The sequence below is a fragment of the Micromonospora sp. ATLC20 genome, from assembly GCF_057196585.1.
This window is the reverse complement of sequence record NZ_JBXUOV010000056.1, coordinates 15,058-32,306: the sequence shown is the minus strand read 5'-3', so window position 1 is coordinate 32,306 and position 17,249 is coordinate 15,058. Positions and strand designations below refer to the sequence as shown.

Below are 17,249 nucleotides of genomic sequence, written 5' to 3'. Positions count from 1 at the left end.
TGGCCGCCCGGTTGCTGCCGGGCGGCCAACCGCAGCCCGAGCCAGCCGCCCGCCTGCGCCGCCACCGGCGTGGCCAGACGCCAGGCCGCCTCCGCCACCCGCCCCCACGGACCCTCCGCCGGAGCATCAGCCGCCCGAGCCGCCGCCAGCGCCGCCCGCGCGGTGCCGTCGTCCGGGTGCACCAGCGTGAGTACCAGCAGCTCGGCCGCCCGATCCGGATGCGCCGGATCCCGCCCGTACGCCGCCGCCAGATGCAGCACCAGGTTCGCCTGCGTCCACAGCACCGCCGCCAGCTCCGCGACCGGCGCGAACAGTCCGGCACCCGCCGCCAGCGCCCCACCCGTACCGGCCATCCGGACGAACCGCCGGGTCGCCAGCCGGGCCACCCCGTCGGCGTCCGCCTCCGGGTAGGCCCGCCGGACCTGCTCCACCCAGGCCGAGGCCCGCGGCCCGAGCGCGTCGACCGCCGCCAGGGCCAGCAGCTCCGGCGCGAACCCGGGGTGGTCGCGCAGCTGCGGCCCCACCGCCCGCCAGCTCTTTTCCGTGGTACGCGCCACGTGCTGGACGTCGACGGTGGCTGGCGGGGTCTCGGTCTCGTCGTGCGGCTGCTCTTCTTCGGGCGGGTCCAGGGCGGGCGGTTCGGTCTTCCGGCTCTCGTCGGCTGCGGATCGGTGAACGGCCAGGGCTTGACCGCCGGCTGCGGCTGCGGGTTCGGCGGCCGTAGTCGTGGGCGTCTTGGCGTTCTTGGTGGTCCGGGCTCTTCTCGCTGGCGTGGGGCCGGGCTTCTCCGCGGTGACCGCGGTCCCGCCGGGTTCCTGCCCGGACGCGGCGGCTTCCGGCTCGGCCGGTGCCTCGGGCGCCGCCTGCTTCGGGCGGGTCGCCTTCCGAGCGGCCTTCTCAGCTGCGGGAGCGGCCTTCTTCGGGGCGGCTTTCTTCGCGACGGGTGCACGGCGGGTCGGCTTCGGCGTCTCGTCCCCGCCCGGAGGTTCGGCGGGCACCGACTCCTCGGCCGGACGGCGTGATTGCGCGGCCGGATTGTCCGGAGGCGTACTCGTGCCGGCCCCGGCGGGCACGGGGTCGGGCTGTGCGGCGGGAGGCGTACCCGGATCGCTTGTCGGAGGCTCGGTGGCCGGACGGGGGCGCGGCGCCGGCGTTGCGGCGTCGGCCGGCGTCGGCGGCTGGAAGACGACAGTGGGCGCCGACCGGCGCGGACGCCTGGGCGCCGGTGTGTCGCTCGTCGCGTTCTCCGCGGCGGGATCCGGCGTCGGTGGGTTGAACGTCGGTCGTGGGGAGCGGCTCCGCCGGGCCTTGGCTGCGGGCTCGCGACGGGGCGGATCGCTCGGCGGCTGCTCCTGCATATCGATGGAGCGTAGCCGTGGACGTGATCCGGCACACGACGGAAACGCGGTGGCGAGGGCCGGTCCCGGTATCCGCTTTGCCCCGGGCGGGTGCGGGCCTGTATCCTCGGGCGCGGTGACCTCGCGGGTCACCAGGGAGACTTCGCCTAGTCTGGTCTATGGCGCCGCACTGCTAATGCGGTTGGGGTCTTAAAGCCCCTCCCGGGTTCGAATCCCGGAGTCTCCGCGCGAAAGCCGGTTGTGTAGACTGGCCGAGCACCAAGCGCCCGTAGCTCAACGGATAGAGCATCTGACTACGGATCAGAAGGTTAGGGGTTCGAGTCCCTTCGGGCGCACCAAAGATCAAGGCCGTGACCTGCGGAAACAAGGGTCACGGCCTTATTCTTTCCCCTTTTCGCCTCCGCGTACGGACCACCAGGCGCTGCGACCGTGCCCGCCGGAACCTCGATCGGCGCCGCTCGCGACGATCCTGCCGTGCGGGCGACCAGCTGCGGGCCTCAGGTGAGCAGGCGACGACGGTAGCCCTCGGCAACCGCCGACGCTCGATCACGTACCCCGAGTTTGTCGTAGATGTGTTGGAGATGGGTCTTGATGCTTGCTTCGCCGATGAACAACGCCTTGGCGGCGTCGCGATTCGAGCTGCCGTTCGCGACCAGTTGCAGCACCTGCTTCTCCCGATCGGTGAGTGTGCCGGCGCTGGGCCGCCGTATCTGCCCCATGAGGTGCTGCGTCACCGACGGCGCGAGCACCGACTCGCCGCGCGCGGCCGCCCGGACCGCCCGCATCAGCTCGTCCGGCAGAGCGTCCTTCAGGAGGTAGCCGATCGCGCCCGCCTCGATCGCCGGCAGGACGTCGCTTTCGCTGTCGAAAGTCGTCAGGACCAACACCCGGACGTCCGGGGTCCGCTCGCGCAGGGTAGCGGTCGCGGCGACGCCGTCCAGCACGGGCATCCGCAGGTCCATGAGCACGACATCGGGCACCAGCGCCGTCGCCCGCTCGATGCCCTCGGCACCGTCGCCGGCCTCGCCGACCACGACGATGTCCTCGGCGTACGCGAAGGTGTCGCGCAGGCCGCCCCGCACGATCGGATGGTCGTCGACGATCAACAGCCGGATCATCGGTCGGTTTCCTCCTTTGTTGCGGCACCCGCGGGGGTGATCGCCGGAACGCGCGCACTGACGGATGTCCCTTCACCCGGTGCGCTCTGTACCTCCACGTGGCCGCCGACGCCCCTGATGCGCTGCCGCATGCTGGTCAGGCCGAATCCGGTGCCGGTCGCTGTCGTGAACCCGCGTCCGTCATCACGCACGTCGAGCAGCACCTCGGTGCCCGTGTAGGACAACGTGACACCGACGCGGGAGGCCGCGGCGTGCTTCGCCACGTTGGTCAGGGATTCCTGCGCGACGCGGAAGAGTGACACCTCGATGGCGGGGCTCAGCGGCTCGCTGTCGCCGGTGACCTCCAGATGTGCTCGCGTCCCCTCGTCCCGTGACCAGCGCTCGGTGAGTGTGCGGAGCGCGTCGGGCAGGTGGGCCCGGGCGAGATCCTGTGGAGCGAGCGCCCGCACGGACCGCCGGGCCTCGGTGAGGCTGCTGCGCGCGAGCTGGAGCGCGCGGGTGACGTGCTCCTGTGTCTCGCCCCGCACACTCGCGGACCGCTGGGCGGCCTGCAGTTGAGTGATGATGCCGGCGAGGCCCTGCGCCAGGGTGTCGTGGATCTCACCGGCCAGTCGCTGCCGTTCGTCCTGGGCGCCGGACTCCCGGGCCTGGGCGACCAGTTGGGCGTGGAGCCCGGCGTTCTCGTGCAGCGCCGCCTCGAGTCGCTCGACGAGTCTCTCCCGCTTGCGTTCCTCCGGCTCGCTGCGCGCGGTGAGCAGGATGCCCGCCCCGATCGCCGCGGTCTGCACGGCGACGATCAGGATGAACTGCGCGAGAGCCTCCGGGGCGGGGTCCGCCCACACTCCCATCGCCGAGCCGTTGAGGGCAACGGAGGTGGCCAGGACTCCGAGCACCCCCACCGGCCATGGCTTGAGCAGGTAGGCGTGGAAGAAGCCCGCGATGGTGAAGACGAGGAAGATGTCGGAGTACGTCATGAGGGTGACGCACAGAGCGAGCAGTCCGACGACGTAGACGGCCATCGGCATCCGCCGCAGCCTTCTCCTCCTGATGGGCCGTGTGTGCCCGAACAGCACCCACAGCACCGCGACCATGACCAGTGCGAGCACGGATGCCCCCTCCGGCCAGAAACGTTCACCGGAGGTCGGCAGCACCCACGCGAAGTAGATCGCCGCCGAGATCGTCAACAGCAGCCACGGTGTGAACAGATGCAGCAGGTCCCAGACCCGCAGCTGCTCCTCTTTCCAGGCCAGCCGGGAGCGATTCGCGATCTCTGCCTCTTCCGCGATGGCGGAGGGATGCGTAGGGGAGCCGGCCCCGGCAACTCGGGTCATCGTCACCTATTCCCAGCGGAAGAGCTTCGCGGCGACCGAGCTCAGGATCACTGCGATGCCCGCCATTATCGCAATCTGCAGCCAGAAGGGCTGCCCACCCGCGGTGGCGGTGATCTCGCCCGCTTCGGGGGACCATGCCGCGGTGAGAGCCTGCAGACCGGGCGGGACGAACTGGCCGGCCTCGCGCAGCAGGTCGGGCATGAGGGTCCGGGGCAGGAAGGCCCCGCCGAAGAACATCAGCGCCACGAACAGCAGGGTGCCGATCTGGTTCGCGGCACTGCTCGTGCGGACCACCGCCGCGGAGATCATGCCGAGCCCGAGCAGAGCCGCATACCCGACGAGGAAGGCGACCGCGAGCTCCACGGGCCGCGCGGGCGGCGCGATATCCAGCACCGCCCACCCGGCGAAGATCATGAGTGCCGCGGAGACGACCACCGAGGCGAACGCAACGATCATCTGCGCGAGCAGGATGGTGCGTGGATGCGCGGGCGTGGTCGACACCCTGCGCAGGATGCCGCGCTCCCGATACGTCGTGATCACCGCCGGTACGTGCTGCACGGCGATCATCACCATCGCGAACACCAGTGCGGTCGGCGCCCAGATGTCGATGGACCGGAGCCCGCCGGTCTCCGGCGACGACTCCCGCAGCGCCGGGATGGCACCCAGCCCGAGCAGCAACCCGGTCGGGAACAGCACCCCGAAGAGGACGGTGGCGGAGTCACGCAGCAGGAGCTTCGCCTCGATTTTGATCATGTTCGTGAGAGCAGGCATGAGTCAGCCCTCCTTCTGGAACGGTTCTGGAGATTGCGGGGCGCGACCAGTGAAGGCCACGAACGCGTCGTCGAGGTTGCGCCGGTCGAGGCGCAGATCCTCCGCCACGACCTGCGCCCGGGCCAGAGCCCCTGCGACGCTGCTCAGCAGTTGCCCACTGCCGGTGACCAGCCAACGGTCATCGGTGATCGCGACATCGGTCACGTCGCGAAGCTCGGTCAGGACCCTCTTGTCGAGCGGCTGCCGCACCCGGAACCGCACCTGCTGCACCGTGCTCGCCTGGGCTATGAGTCCGGCCGGCGTATCCACTGCGGCAACCCGGCCACCATGAATGACGGCGATCCGGTCGCTGAGGCGCTCCGCCTCGTCCATGAAGTGCGTGACGAGAAGGATCGTGACGCCCGTGTCCCGAACCCGCTCGATGAGGCTCCAGGTGTCGCGCCTGGCCTGCGGGTCCAGTCCCGTCGTGAGCTCGTCGAGAATCGCGACCTTCGGGTTGCCGACCAGCGCCAGCGCGATCGAAAGCCGCTGCTTCTGCCCGCCCGAGAGCGCCTTGTACCGCGTGTGGCGCTTTTCGGTGAGACCCAGGAGCTCCATGAGCTCGCGCCAATCAGCGGGTTTGCGGTAGAAGGAGCTGTAGAGCTCGAGCGCTTCGGCGACCTTGATCGCGTCGGGGAAGCTGCTCTCCTGCAACTGCACGCCGAGTCGTTCACGTACCTGCGCCCGGTCCTTGATCGGGTCGAGACCCAGCACAGAGATCGTTCCCGAGTCGGGTGTTCGCAGACCGGCGATGCACTCGACGGTTGTCGTCTTGCCGGCGCCGTTGGATCCGATGATGCCGAAGATCTCCCCCTCTTCAACGGTGAAGGAGACGTCGTTGACGGCAACCTGCTGGCCGTAGCGCTTGTGCAGGTGTCGTACCTCTAGCGCGGTCATGCCGCGAAGTTACGGCCGCACCGCGCCCCGCCACGTCGACCGTCGCGCCGAAACTCGGGTTGATTCCCGCCTCCACCGATTGGTGGATCTACGGCACCTTCGAAGCGCCCGAAGCCCTGTCGGCTGTCGCCTCATCCACCACTTGGCACGCAGCCAGCGCGACGACGCAGGTGGACCGAGATCCCTCAAGCTCGGAGACTGGTCACCGGTTCGGACTGGTTAACGCCGGTCACATTTCCGGCTACAGCCCAGGTGGCGGTTGGCGTCTCTCCGTGCTCCCGCCGCTCTGTCCGCGGCGCTCATCTCCTGGCGGATCGGGCAGACGCACGAGCCCGCCCGATGCCACATGGATTCGCCGTACCGTTGCGGAGGCGCCCGTTCGACGTTGCAGGAACCGCTCGCCGCCATCTGCACCTGGGCGACGGAGAACAGCCGGCCCACCTGACTAGCTGGCTGTCGACCAGGGGCGCAGGTGGTCCGGCGGGCGAGCCGCCCGCCGTGTCGCAGGGCGCTCATAGAGAAGCGGGCCACCGGGCGCCGCGGTGCCGATTTTCCGGAAAACTTCCGGAAAATAGTTGACGTGCTCGAAACGCCGCTGCAATACTCCGAACGCGTCGACATCAATCTCAGTCGATTGAATCCATGCGTCGTCAGGTGTCACCCGTCCCAAGGAGGACCTGCGCATGTACGCCAGCATCCGCGGCTCCCGCCGCCCGTCCGCCCCCCGAACATCGCGTCTCACCCGGTTGGCCGTGCTCGCTTCCACCGTGGCGCTGAGTGCCGCCGGTCTCGCGGTCGCCGCCACTCCGTCCAGCGCCGCCACCTGCAACGGCTACGTGGGCCTCACCTTCGATGACGGGCCGACCGGCAGCACCAGCGCACTGCTGTCCGTGCTGCGGGCGAACGGCGTACGGGCGACCATGTTCAACGTCGGGCAGAACGTGCAGAGCAACCAGCCCGCCGCGCGGGCCCAGGTCGACGCGGGCATGTGGGTGGCCAACCACAGTTGGAACCACGCGCACATGACCTCGATGAGCCAGAGCCAGATGCAGTCGGACCTCTCCCAGACCAACTCGGCGATCCAGGCGGCGACCGGCGTCCGGCCGCAGTTGTTCCGCCCGCCCTACGGGGAGACCAACTCGACCCTCCAGTCGGTCGCCTCGTCGCTCGGCCTGCGCCAGGTGATCTGGGACGTCGACTCCCAGGACTGGAACGGCGCCAGCGTCAGCCAGATCGTCTCCAACGCCAGCCGCCTCCAGGCCGGCCAGGTGATCCTGATGCACGACGGCATTCAGAACACCCGCGACGCGATTCCGCAGATCATGGCCAACCTGACCAGCCGCAACCTCTGCCCGGGCATGATCTCACCGAGCACCGGGCGGGCGGTGGCCCCGGACGGCACTCCGCCGCCGACCACTCCGCCGCCGACCGGCACGCCGACCACTCCGCCGCCGACCACTCCGCCTCCCAGCGGCGGGTGCACAGCGACGGCGACGACCCCCAACGTCTGGGGTGACCGGTACAACACCTCGGTGACGGTTCAGGGGGCCAGCAACTGGACCGTGGTCGTGGCTCTGACCCCGCCGCAGCGGGTCTCCACCACCTGGAACGGCTCCCCTAGTTGGGACAGCACCGGTTACGTGATGACGATGCGGTCCAACGGCAGCGGCAACACCTTCGGCTTCACCACGATGATGAACGGCAACAGCAGCGCCAGACCTCAGATCCGTTCCTGCACCACGGGCTGATTCCGGTGGCCTGCCCAGGCCACCGGAAAGGGCTCAGGGCTGGGCTCGGTCGAAAGCGGCGGACTTGACGTTCGGGCATCGCCCCATCGCGGCGTTCACGATGGGGCGATGTCGCCGTCCTCACCGTCTGCCACCACACCCCGTGCCAGAGGCCCGGGGCGGGCCGGCTCAGCCCGGAAGCGTGGCCCGCCTGATGTGCACGCTGTTCGCGTCGTCGACGGAGGCGATCACCAGGTCACCGCCGGTCTCCGTCACGGCAACCAGGTCGACGGCCTCGCCCTCGTGCCCGTCGTAGGCGTCGCCGACCTGCCGGAGTCCGTCGTCGAGCAGCACGACACCACCCTCGTGGCCTGAGACGATCCAGGTCCGTCCGGCGGCGGTGACCAGCTCCACCGTGCTGCAACGGCCGTTCCCGTGATCGTCGAACTCGCGGAGGAGTTCGCCGGTCACGGCGTCCCGCAACTGCAGATCGTCCATGCCCGCCGGGTCGAAGTCGAAGTCGTCGGCGCCGACGTCCAGGCCCTGGACGAGCACCGCCCGGCCGTTCAGCACGCCGAGCACGGCGACGTCGGCGCGGTCGCTGAGCTGTAGCGGCTGCCTGACCCGCTCTGCGGCCCATACGTCCCACAGCGCAGCCATGGAATCCGCCAGGCAATCCGCGTCGCCGACGATGTCGCCGTGCACCATCGCCAGCAGTCTCTCGCCGGTTGCGGCCATCGACAGGGATCGGACGGTTTGGCCTACCGGAACCTGGGCCAGCAGTTGGGCCGTCACGATGTCCCAGATTCGCAGCGTCTGGTCCGCTCCGCTGACGCCGAGCAGGCAGCGGCCGCCGATGTCGACAGTGGCCGCCGCATACATCGGATGGTCGCCGTGATGCAGCGGGTCGCCCAGTTTCGCGCCCGAGTTGGCGTCCCAGCGTTGCACCAGCCCTTGGTCGGTGACACCCACCACGATGTCCCGGTCGGGCCCGCCGAAGGCCACTGAGGTGACCGCGCCGCCGGCGTCGAGGGAGTCGATGATTCCCCCGGTGTCCGCGTCCCACAGCCGGATCGTCGCGTCCTCGGAGCCGGAGGCGAACACCGGCTGATCGTTGCGGGTCCCGGCGGCCAATGCGGTTATGAAGTCGCTGTGCCCGATGTCCACCGGCGACGCCTGCAGCATCCACATGGGCGGAGCGCCCTTACTGGCCACCGAGGTCAATGCCTGCCTGTCGTCCAGTTCCCAGTCCTGCGACATCCCGCTCCCATCATCCATGAAGATCGACGGCTAGCTTCCCAGACGGCGGCACGTGACCGTGGGCCGGTCGGGCCGACGTTTGCGGCGCCGTACATCTACGCCAGGGGGTCGCTGCTGATGGCGAGCACCATCCCGACCAGAGCCAGCACGTCCACCGCCAAGAGGAAGAGGTGCACGTGCCGGTACCGGCGCGTCATCGTGCCGGCTACGAGCGTCGCCGGCGTGTGGTTCAAGAGCGCCGCAATCTTGTTCAAGCGCGTCTGGTAATCCCCGGGACGCAGTCGGTTGTGGCCGCCCAGGGCCGGGACCAGGGCGGCAATCGGAATGGGCGCGTGCCCCGAGACCCGCAGCTCGATGTCGAACCCGTCGATCCTGACTCCGTCGGGTCGACCGCCCCGCACGGATCGGGTGACCTTGCAAGGCAGGATCATGATGTGCGCGTGGCGTCGCATGCGCGAGAGGCGCCGGACCGCCGGCGCGGGCGGAGACCCGGGAATTCCGCACGGATTGGTTGGTCCCTCGCTCTCCTTGCCGGCTATGCGTTGTGGAGTTGGGCCGTGCACGGCTGGGCCGACGCCCACGGCTACCGCGGATTGCTCGACGGATGGCGTCCCTGGTATCTCGCCGTCGCCGCCGTGACCTACTGGCCACCCGCGCACGTCTTGTGGTGGTGGATCTACCCGAGGGCTGGGCTCGTTCCATGGATGCGTGAATGACGATGGATGTGATGTGCGTCGAGCAGAAAGCTGCTCACTGCGCGATCGCTGTCGCCTCCAACTCCACCAGCACGTCGGGCTCGAACAGGTGATCGACGCCGATCAGCGAGGCCGGCGGAAGCGGCTGCGGCAGCCCGAGTTCCTCGGCGACGGACTCGATCCCGGCCATGAACGGTCCGATCTTCTCGGGCGTCCAGTCGGTGACGTAGAAGGTCAACCGGACCACGTCCTCGAACGACGAGTCCGCGCCGGCGAGGGCGCGGCCGGTGTTGCGCAGCACCTGCGCGACCTGGCCGGCCAGGTCCCCGGGTGCGACGGGTGAGCCGTCGGCCAGTCGTGCGACCTGGCCGCTGACGTGGATGTGGCGCGATCCGGTGGCCACCGCGACGTGGTGGTACGGCGTGTTCGGCTGAAGACCGGTAGGGCTGAGACGGGTGACGGACATCGGTGCTCCTCCACTGGGCAACTGAGGTTTACCATTGATACCTAGTTGACGGAGGACACTTCAAGGAGACCTGGTTTCATGAGCGATACCGCCACCTCCGGTACGGGCGAGCTGCGCATCGACGCACCGCACCGCGAGCTGCTCGACCAGGTGCTGGACAAGTGGTCGCTGAGTGTCCTGAACGAGCTGTGCGAGCGCCCGTGCCGCTTCAACGAGCTGCGCCGCGCGATTCCGGCGGTGACGCAGAAGTCACTCACGGCGACTCTGCGGCGGCTCGAACGCAACGGCATCGTCGAACGTCACGTCGTGGCGACGCGCCCGGTCGCGGTCGAGTATCGGATCACCCCGCTGGGCAAGACGCTGCGCGCACCTGTCGACGTGCTGCTCGAATGGGCCGACGCCCACATGGCACAGATCGAGCACGCCCGGCAGGCATTCGACGCCGAGCTGGAGTGACAACCGGGGCGGCACCGCACGGCTCCGCCCCGGCGTCGCGTGTCACTCGCAGACCATGCCGTCGTTGTCCCGGTCGATGTACCAGTAGTACTCCGGATCCTTGCCCTGCCGGTACGGGCCGTACCCGTTGGCGTTCGCCTCCTTGCAGGTGCCGAAGCGCGGGTCGTTGCCGCCGCCGCCCGAACTGCCGCCGCCGGTGCTTCCGCCGCCGGAGTCGCCGTTGCCGCCACTCGGCTCACATGCCTCGCCGTCGAGGTCGCGATCCAGCCCGGTCCGGTACCCCGGCTGGCCGCGCAGCAGCGGCGCCTTGCCGGCTGCGCGTACGGCATCGCAGTTCTTGTAGTAGACGGCGGGCTTCGTGGTCTTGCGCGGGCTCGGCTTCGACGCGGGCTTCGCGGTGGCCGGCGCGGCCGTGGTGGGTGACGGCGACGGCTCGGGCGACACGGTGCTGACCTCGGGCGCCGGGGCCGTGGTGGTGGGCGCCGCCACTGTCGGCACCCCCTGGGCCACCTTCTCCGGCGATCCGCTCGGCTCGGAAGTGGCGCATCCGGTCATGCCGATGCCCAGCAGCGCGCCGCTGCAGGCGAGGCCGAGGAACACCTTGATCGCAGCCGGCCGGCGGCTCCACCACGACGGCCGTGGCGGTGCCGAGAGCGGGATGCCGGGCTTGTCGGGCAGCGGCGCCTGTTCGCGCCGCGGATTCTGGGGAGGGAGTTCGGTCACAGCGGGCAGTGTGGAGCGACGCCTGCGGCCCGCAGTGTCGCTGAGCCGACAGACCGGACCTTACCGGCGTGATAAGCGACGAAACGGTCGGCGTCGGCCGGAGCATCGGCATCGATGCGGCGGATGATCGGACTCGGCCCCTCGCCGAACGGCCGACGGCGAGAGGGGCGCCGGATCAGGCGTACGGCCGGGTTGTCAGCCGTCCCGCTGCCGCCAGCCGCTCGACGGCGGCCCGGTGCGGAACCGCGTGACTGGTACGACCACCCACGCCGGTCGTGGTGACCGCGGTGAACAGCGAGTTGAGCAGCGCCTCCTCGACCGCGTCCAGCACGCAGGCGAACACCGGATCGATCGCGCCGTCCGGGATCGGCTGCTGATCCGACGTGGTGAACGAGATCGCGTAGTCCCCGCTGGTGTTGCTGAACGACGCGCCCACCCGGGCCATCGCGAACACGGCCCGGCGGGCGAGCCGGCGGAGCTGGCGCGCGTCCACTGGTACGTCGGTCGCCACCACGATCATGCACGAGTTGCCGGGCGGCTCGGTCCGGTCGGCGGCCGGGACCAGCTCGTGGACGGGTAGCGGCACGCCGAGCGCGGTGAGGACGCCGCCGAAGTTGGACTGGACAAGCGCGCCGACCGTCCGTGTGTGGCCGGCGGCCCGGACCGTGCGGGACGAGGTGCCGATGCCCGCCTTGTAACCCAGGGCGGTGGTGCCGGTACCGGCGCCGACGCAGCCTTCGGCGGGGAGTCCGCCGCTCGCCCCGGCGAGTGCCGCCAGGACGTGGGCCTCCGTGACGGGGCGGCGGCGGATGTCCGACAGGTGCCCGTCGTTCGTCTCACCGACCAGCGGGTTGAACGACAGCCCGTCCGGCCGGCGCTCCATCAGGTGACCGAGCAGCGCGTCCGCCGCCCGGAACACCGACAGCGTGGCGGTCAGGACCACCGGAGATTCGAGTACGCCGAGTTCGTCCACCTGCGTCGAGCCGACGAGCTTCCCGTGGCCGTTGCCGGTGTACACCGCGGCGGGCAGCGTCCACCGTCCGGGGCCGAGCCCGCTCGGCACGATCGCGGTGACGCCGGTGTGCAGGTCGGCGCTGTCGTCGACGGTGGTGTGACCCACCAGGACGCCGGGGACGTCGGTGATCGCGTTGTGCGGCCCGGTGGGCAGCGACCCGACGACGATCCCGAGGTCGCGGGCGCGCCGGCTCAGGACGCCGCTGCCCGGATCGCCTGGACGATGCCGGTCGGGGTGTAGTCGTCGGGGACGCCCTCGACCAGGATGATGTCGCCCTCTATGTGCCGCGAGCGCAGCGGCGCGATCTCCTGGTAGGCGGGCGAGTCCCACCAGGCCCGCGCCTCCGCGATGCCCGGGAAGCCGAGCATCACGACGGCGCCGTGCCAGGCGCCCTCCTTCACCTCGTGCGGCGTGGCGTGCACGAGGAAACGGCCGCCGTGCGGAGCGAGGGTGCCGGGGAGACGCTCGATGTACTCGGCGATGTCCGGATGCGGGGCGGCGTCCTGGAGGTGGGCGATGGCGTACGCGGGCATGGTGTCCTTCCGGCCGTCGAACTCCGAACGCCGATCCTGACACAGCGGTCAGCACGCTTTCTCGCCCATTTCGGTGAACTCGTCCAGCGGGACCGTCCGCACCACCTCCCCGCTGTCGTCGAAGTCGGTCACCAGGACCGACCCCGGCCGTAGCTCAGCCAGTTCGGCGATCCGGAAGTCCACGCCCTCGGTCCGGAAGCTGTTGTCGTGGGTGGCGCCGGAGACCCGGAACGCCGCCTGTGCGTCGACCACCGGCCCGGGCGGAAAACCCTCAAGGGGTACGAGGGCAGGCGCGGCCGCCTCGCGTGGCACGTCGTACTTCCGTCTCGGCCGGTACGGTCGCTCCGACATCGGCGCACCGGCCGACTCCGTCACTGAGTTGAGCACCACGACGTCGGGCGGCCGGTCCGCGCACCAGGCGAGCACCGCGTGCGGCCGGCCACGGGCGTCCACTGTGAGGCCGGTGACGCCCTTCACCTCCGGTGTGCAGGCGGTCAGCCCGGCCAGCACGATCAGGGCGGCGGCCGGTGTCGCGACGGCCCGGCGTGTCCTCGTACCCCTTGGCGTGGCCATGCTCCGACGGTGACAGCGCCGTGTCACTCCGCGATCCGCGTTCGGTTGCGGCCTGGTGACGATGGTGTGCGCTCAGGCCCCGGACGCCACGGACGCGACGGCGGCGTGCGGACGGTGGGCCTCGTCGTCGAGGCGCGTCAGGCGCTCGACCTCCGCGAACCCCGCCCGCCGCAGGCGCGCGGAGAACTCGTCCACCGGCCAGCGGTACGCGGTGGCGACCTTGTGGTCGAAGGCGCCCACCTCGTCGCCGACGAAGATGCCGGCCACGAGCCGTCCACCCGGCACGATCGCGCGGCGGAACTCCGCCAGCACGCCGTCGAGTTCCGGTGGCGGGAGGTGGATCAGCGAGTACCAGGCGAGGATGCCGGCGACGGAGTGGTCGGGGACGGCGAGGTGGTCCAGCGACCCGAGCCGGTACGCGCCGTCCGGATGCGTCGCCCGCGCGTGCGCGACGAACTCGGGAACCATGTCGATCCCGGTGGCGTCGACGCCGAGCGAACGGAGATGGCCGGTGAGATGACCGGGCCCGCATCCGAGGTCGAGCACCGGACCGGTCCGGACGGTCAGGTGCCGGCCGATGAGCGCGAGGTCGTCCGCGTGCACCTTGCCGGTGGTGCCGAACAGTTCGATGTAGAGCGTCGCGACCGCCCCGTACGCCTGCCGTACCCGTGTGTGGTCCACCCGTCGACCATAGAGGTCGGACGCCTTCGCCGCATTTACCGGATGAATGAGATGAATGAATGGAAAAGTCGTCGTAAAGCCGCCGCCCGGTGAGGAATCGATAGCTTTCCGTCACTGAAGTTTCTATCCTTGAAGAATCCGATCGCCAGCAGCGGAAGGGGCGGCATGCCGCGCCGTTCGAGCCTCAGCTATCGAGATGCGTTACGACTGCTGGCCCCGGGCAGCACGCGCATCACCGAGACCGACAAGGTCGTCAGCGCGGGGATCCTGGGCGCCGGAGCCCTCTCCCACGGTACGGCGCTCGCGTTGCTCGGCCCGAAGAACGCACTCGTGCAGCTCGTCCGGGACGCCACCGGAAACCAGGCCGGCCGCATCCGGACGACCGGCGGGAAATCGTATTACGAGTTGCTGGAGGCGAGCCACACCGTGCTGGCGCTCTCCGCGTTCTTCGACGGTTTCCGGGACGAGGTCGGGCCGGGTTTCGACAGGCTGGAACTGACCGACGAGGAAAAGGTCGGCATGGTGCCGGCCGAGCGGCGGCACCACACGCTTCCGCAGGAGATCGACGGCGGCTACTTCCCGTTGCCCTCCTCGGTGTACGGCATGGACGACACCCGCCGGGACGTCGAGGTCGCGTACGTCAGGCTCTACGACGCCACCATCGCGTTCTGCGAGGGCCTGGCCGCCTGGCCGTCGGTGCGGCGCGGGCTCGACCTCACGTCGCTGCGCTCCCGCGTGGTGACCCGGGCCATGTCGCACTACCAGGACCGCTTCGACCGGCTCGCCACGGACCTCCCCGAGTTCGGGTTCCGGATGATGCGGGAGGCGATCGAGCACAACCTGAGAGACAACCGCACGCTGACCACGGAGGTCTCGGCCCGGCTCGACGCGCTGGCGGAGCTCTACCGCAACCTCGCCGAGCTGTCCGGGCCGGTCGCCGCCGACCGGCCCGACCTGCTCCGCGAGTCCCTCGACCGGCTCACCGGCTCGCTCGCGGCGGTGTTCCGGCAGCCGCTGCTGCGGATCAAGGACGTCGACTTCCACCTGCGGCTGCCGAACGTGGACAGCGGCTTCATCAGCCCCGACTTCCGGGCCGCCGAGTACGGCAAGCACACGTCACCCGAGCGGGAGGCCTGGTGGGACGACCAGCCGCGCCGGGGTGACCTCGTCGGGTTCCTCTCCCGGTACCTGACCGACCCGGCGAGCCTGCACCGTCCGCTGCTGCTCCTCGGCCAGCCGGGCGCCGGCAAGACGCTGCTGACCCGGGTGATCGCGGCCCGGCTACCGGCGACCCGCTTCACCGCGATAGTGGTGCCGCTGCGCCGGATGTCCGGGGACACGTCGCCGACCGAGCAGATCGAGGCCGCGATCGAACAGGTGATGGACGAGCGCATCCGCTGGGCGGACCTGCGCCGGGCCACCCAGCACACCACAGTCGTGGTGATCTTCGACGGGTTCGACGAGCTGGTCCAGGTCACCGGCACCGCCCACTCGCAGTACATCGACCGGGTGGCCGAGTTCCAGGAGGCTCAGTGGGACCTGGGCTACTCGATCATTCCGATCATCACGTCCCGGATCCTGGTGATGGACCGCGCCAGCGTGCCGCAGGGCACCGTGCTGGTCCGGCTGGAAGACCTGACCGACGCCCAGGTGACCGCCTGGCTGGCCGCCGTCAACGCGGCCAACGAGGACCGTCCCGGCTACCGCCGGCTGTCCGCCCGTGAACTGCTGTCGCACGGCGAGCTGGCCCGCCAGCCGCTGCTGCTCACGCTGCTCGCGATCTACTACAACGAGCACTGGGCCGACCGCCGTCCCGGCGCCGCCATCTCCCGGTCCGACCTGTTCACCGGCCTGCTCACCGCGTTCATCAGGCGGCAGGTCAGCGAGAAGGCGCCGACCGCGCTCGCGCACCACGAGCGGGAGGCCCGCGAGCACCAGCTCCGGCGCGACCTGGCGATCACCGCGTTCGCCATGTTCAACCGCAACCGGGAACTGGTGAACCGGGCCGCGCTCCGCCTCGACCTGGACTGCTTCGGCTCCCGCAGCGGTGACGGCTCCCGGTTCGAACTCGGCGACGTGCTCGGCCCGGAACAGCTGGTCACCGCCGCGTTCTTCGTGGTGTACGGCCCGGACGACGTGCAGGGCGAGGACGCCCGGCGCACGTACGAGTTCCTGCACACCACGATCGGGGACTTCCTGATCGCCGAGTACGTCGTCGGGGCGTTGCGGAGCCTGGCCGAGCTGCGCCGGCACACCCGCAGCCCGGCCGGCTTCGGCTATCAGCTGGACACCGGTCAGTTCCGGGCGCTGCTCTCCCACCAGCCGCTGGTCAAGCGGGAGGCGCTGGTCGAGTTCGCGCGGGATCTCAGCTCCCGCCATCCGCAGGAGCGGGACGCGATCGTGGAGACCATCGCCGGCCTGCTGGCCGAGGCCCGGCAGCGGACCGACCTGGCCGGCGTGGACGGCTACCGGCCCGCGCCGTACGACCCGGTGCGGCTGCTCGCCGCGTACACCGCGAACCTGGTCGCGCTCGCCGCGCTGGTGTCACCCGACGGCGTACGTCACACCGACCTGATGGACGAGGCGACCTGGGTGTCCACGGTCCGGCTGTGGCGGGCGGGGCTGGACGAGAAGGGCCAGCTCGCGATGATCAGTTGGCTCAACCGGGACGCCGACGGCCGGATCATCGCCGAGCGGCGGCGCGAACGCCGGGGGGAGACGGTGAACGTGGCCGCCGAGGAGGCGCGGCTGCTCGGCGACATCACCACCTACGGCCAGTTGCAGGCGGGCGCGCGGACGTGGCGCGGCCAGCAGCCGGACAGCTTCGAGGCCGGCCGGTTCCACGCCGACCTGGTGTCGCTCGCCACCCGCCGCTGGCCGGTGCCGTCCCTGCACCAGCTCATCCTGTACGACGAGCGCAGCTACCGGCGGCTGTGGGCGCGTGCCGTCGAGTCACCGGAGGCGGTGTCCAGCACGAGCGCCACGGTCCTGCTGGAATGCCTCGCCGAGGACGGCGCGCAGTTGCCCCGCGAGGTGGTGTGCGGACTGACCCGGGTGGCGTTGAGCCGGCTGCCCGACTCGCCCACCGCGCCACCCGAGCTGATCATCTCGTGTCCGTACCTGATCGACGAGTTCCCGGAGCTGGTCGACTCGCTCGGCACGACCGACGACCACGCGGTGCTGCACGCCCTCATCCTGCGGCACGGGCTGCACCGGCTGCCGCAGCGGTACGTGCCCCGGGTCCGGCGGGTGCTCGCCGACATCGAGGACCGGCTCGCGGAGCTGCCGCTGGAGGACGGCGTGGTGTCGGCCGAGATGGCCGAGCAGTTCGCCGCCGCGCGGGTCGACAACCGCACCGCGCTGTGGCTGCTGATGGCGTTGGACGAGTACGCCGACCTGGCCTGGCCGAAGATCCCGCCGAAGACGATGCACGCCCTGCTCGCGCACCGGCTGCCGGACGAGTTCCTCGACGAGGCGAGCCTGTGCCGCCTGCTCCTGGACTATCTGCGGGCCCACGACCGGGTGCCCGCCGAGGTCTCGCTGGCGTCAGCCCTCGACACGCTGCGCGCCGCGGTGTGACCCCGTACCGCCACCACCCGTCCGGAG

15 protein-coding genes, 2 tRNA genes and 1 pseudogene are annotated in these 17,249 nt (G+C 70.4%); 5 read left to right on the top strand and 13 right to left on the bottom strand.

Annotation, left to right across the window (positions count from 1 at the left end; translation table 11 throughout):
* Positions 1-557, bottom strand: a pseudogene (locus AC2CHG_RS14600) (hypothetical protein); the annotation flags it as partial.
* Positions 558-1,493: 936 nt separating this feature from the next.
* Between AC2CHG_RS14600 and AC2CHG_RS14595 the strand changes: the two are divergent.
* Positions 1,494-1,584 (top strand) — tRNA-Ser (locus tag AC2CHG_RS14595).
* Between the two features lie 36 nt (positions 1,585-1,620).
* A tRNA-Arg gene (locus AC2CHG_RS14590) sits at positions 1,621-1,696 on the top strand.
* 159 nt (positions 1,697-1,855) lie between these two features.
* Here the strand turns inward: AC2CHG_RS14590 and AC2CHG_RS14585 are convergent.
* From AC2CHG_RS14585 to AC2CHG_RS14570, 4 genes are read right to left on the bottom strand one after another with little or no spacing between them, the layout of a single operon-like run.
* Complete coding sequence (locus AC2CHG_RS14585) at positions 1,856-2,476, bottom strand: response regulator (RefSeq protein ID WP_484524929.1); 621 nt, start codon at positions 2,474-2,476, stop codon at positions 1,856-1,858.
* Positions 2,473-3,807 (bottom strand): sensor histidine kinase, encoded by a 1,335-nt coding sequence (locus AC2CHG_RS14580; protein ID WP_484524932.1) that lies wholly within the window; start codon positions 3,805-3,807, stop codon positions 2,473-2,475. Before AC2CHG_RS14580 ends, AC2CHG_RS14585 begins: the two co-directional genes overlap by 4 nt.
* A 6-nt stretch (positions 3,808-3,813) precedes the next feature.
* On the bottom strand, positions 3,814-4,578 hold the full coding sequence (locus AC2CHG_RS14575; RefSeq protein WP_484524928.1) for an ABC transporter permease: 765 nt from the start codon (positions 4,576-4,578) through the stop codon (positions 3,814-3,816).
* A 3-nt stretch (positions 4,579-4,581) separates the two neighbouring features.
* Positions 4,582-5,514, bottom strand: coding sequence for an ABC transporter ATP-binding protein (locus tag AC2CHG_RS14570; RefSeq protein ID WP_484524927.1), 933 nt, complete (start codon positions 5,512-5,514; stop codon positions 4,582-4,584).
* Between the two features lie 683 nt (positions 5,515-6,197).
* On the opposite strand from AC2CHG_RS14570, the gene AC2CHG_RS14565 reads away from it, so the two are divergent.
* The gene (locus AC2CHG_RS14565; protein WP_484524926.1) at positions 6,198-7,262 is read left to right on the top strand and encodes a polysaccharide deacetylase family protein; all 1,065 of its coding nucleotides are present in this window, start codon (positions 6,198-6,200) and stop codon (positions 7,260-7,262) included.
* Positions 7,263-7,430: 168 nt separating this feature from the next.
* Here AC2CHG_RS14565 and AC2CHG_RS14560 read toward each other — a convergent pair whose 3' ends face one another.
* From AC2CHG_RS14560 to AC2CHG_RS14550, 3 genes are all read right to left on the bottom strand, one after another.
* A complete protein-coding gene (locus AC2CHG_RS14560) occupies positions 7,431-8,456 on the bottom strand; it encodes a WD40 repeat domain-containing protein (RefSeq protein WP_484524931.1) in 1,026 nt (341 codons plus the stop codon).
* Positions 8,457-8,596: 140 nt separating this feature from the next.
* The gene (locus tag AC2CHG_RS14555; RefSeq protein WP_484524925.1) at positions 8,597-8,953 is read right to left on the bottom strand and encodes a hypothetical protein; all 357 of its coding nucleotides are present in this window, start codon (positions 8,951-8,953) and stop codon (positions 8,597-8,599) included.
* A 298-nt stretch (positions 8,954-9,251) separates the two neighbouring features.
* Complete coding sequence (locus AC2CHG_RS14550) at positions 9,252-9,662, bottom strand: RidA family protein (RefSeq protein ID WP_484524924.1); 411 nt, start codon at positions 9,660-9,662, stop codon at positions 9,252-9,254.
* 78 nt (positions 9,663-9,740) lie between these two features.
* Between AC2CHG_RS14550 and AC2CHG_RS14545 the strand changes: the two genes are divergently transcribed.
* On the top strand, positions 9,741-10,118 hold the full coding sequence (locus tag AC2CHG_RS14545) for a winged helix-turn-helix transcriptional regulator (RefSeq protein ID WP_262016245.1): 378 nt from the start codon (positions 9,741-9,743) through the stop codon (positions 10,116-10,118).
* A gap of 42 nt (positions 10,119-10,160) precedes the next feature.
* Here AC2CHG_RS14545 and AC2CHG_RS14540 read toward each other — a convergent pair whose 3' ends face one another.
* The 5 genes from AC2CHG_RS14540 to AC2CHG_RS14520 form a co-directional block, all read right to left on the bottom strand.
* On the bottom strand, positions 10,161-10,841 hold the full coding sequence (locus AC2CHG_RS14540; RefSeq protein ID WP_484524923.1) for an excalibur calcium-binding domain-containing protein: 681 nt from the start codon (positions 10,839-10,841) through the stop codon (positions 10,161-10,163).
* A 175-nt stretch (positions 10,842-11,016) separates the two neighbouring features.
* The gene (locus AC2CHG_RS14535; RefSeq protein WP_484524930.1) at positions 11,017-12,009 is read right to left on the bottom strand and encodes a P1 family peptidase; all 993 of its coding nucleotides are present in this window, start codon (positions 12,007-12,009) and stop codon (positions 11,017-11,019) included.
* A 38-nt stretch (positions 12,010-12,047) separates the two neighbouring features.
* Positions 12,048-12,389, bottom strand: a complete 342-nt coding sequence (locus AC2CHG_RS14530; RefSeq protein ID WP_484524922.1) for a DUF1330 domain-containing protein — start codon at positions 12,387-12,389, stop codon at positions 12,048-12,050.
* A gap of 48 nt (positions 12,390-12,437) precedes the next feature.
* The gene (locus tag AC2CHG_RS14525) at positions 12,438-12,962 is read right to left on the bottom strand and encodes a hypothetical protein (protein ID WP_484524921.1); all 525 of its coding nucleotides are present in this window, start codon (positions 12,960-12,962) and stop codon (positions 12,438-12,440) included.
* A 72-nt stretch (positions 12,963-13,034) separates the two neighbouring features.
* On the bottom strand, positions 13,035-13,643 hold the full coding sequence (locus tag AC2CHG_RS14520) for a class I SAM-dependent DNA methyltransferase (RefSeq protein WP_402812074.1): 609 nt from the start codon (positions 13,641-13,643) through the stop codon (positions 13,035-13,037).
* Between the two features lie 165 nt (positions 13,644-13,808).
* On the opposite strand from AC2CHG_RS14520, the gene AC2CHG_RS14515 reads away from it, so the two are divergent.
* The gene (locus AC2CHG_RS14515; RefSeq protein ID WP_402812071.1) at positions 13,809-17,222 is read left to right on the top strand and encodes an NACHT domain-containing protein; all 3,414 of its coding nucleotides are present in this window, start codon (positions 13,809-13,811) and stop codon (positions 17,220-17,222) included.
* Positions 17,223-17,249: the final 27 nt, after the last annotated feature.

Coding starts and splice junctions, on each gene's coding strand:
- AC2CHG_RS14555 (WP_484524925.1), bottom strand. CDS start 8,953: ATGCGACGCCACGCGCACATCATGATCCTGCCTTGCAAGGTCACCCGA.
- AC2CHG_RS14545 (WP_262016245.1), top strand. CDS start 9,741: ATGAGCGATACCGCCACCTCCGGTACGGGCGAGCTGCGCATCGACGCA.
- AC2CHG_RS14580 (WP_484524932.1), bottom strand. CDS start 3,807: ATGACCCGAGTTGCCGGGGCCGGCTCCCCTACGCATCCCTCCGCCATC.
- AC2CHG_RS14585 (WP_484524929.1), bottom strand. CDS start 2,476: ATGATCCGGCTGTTGATCGTCGACGACCATCCGATCGTGCGGGGCGGC.
- AC2CHG_RS14515 (WP_402812071.1), top strand. CDS start 13,809: ATGCCGCGCCGTTCGAGCCTCAGCTATCGAGATGCGTTACGACTGCTG.
- AC2CHG_RS14525 (WP_484524921.1), bottom strand. CDS start 12,962: ATGGCCACGCCAAGGGGTACGAGGACACGCCGGGCCGTCGCGACACCG.
- AC2CHG_RS14565 (WP_484524926.1), top strand. CDS start 6,198: ATGTACGCCAGCATCCGCGGCTCCCGCCGCCCGTCCGCCCCCCGAACA.
- AC2CHG_RS14550 (WP_484524924.1), bottom strand. CDS start 9,662: ATGTCCGTCACCCGTCTCAGCCCTACCGGTCTTCAGCCGAACACGCCG.
- AC2CHG_RS14570 (WP_484524927.1), bottom strand. CDS start 5,514: ATGACCGCGCTAGAGGTACGACACCTGCACAAGCGCTACGGCCAGCAG.
- AC2CHG_RS14575 (WP_484524928.1), bottom strand. CDS start 4,578: ATGCCTGCTCTCACGAACATGATCAAAATCGAGGCGAAGCTCCTGCTG.
- AC2CHG_RS14530 (WP_484524922.1), bottom strand. CDS start 12,389: ATGCCCGCGTACGCCATCGCCCACCTCCAGGACGCCGCCCCGCATCCG.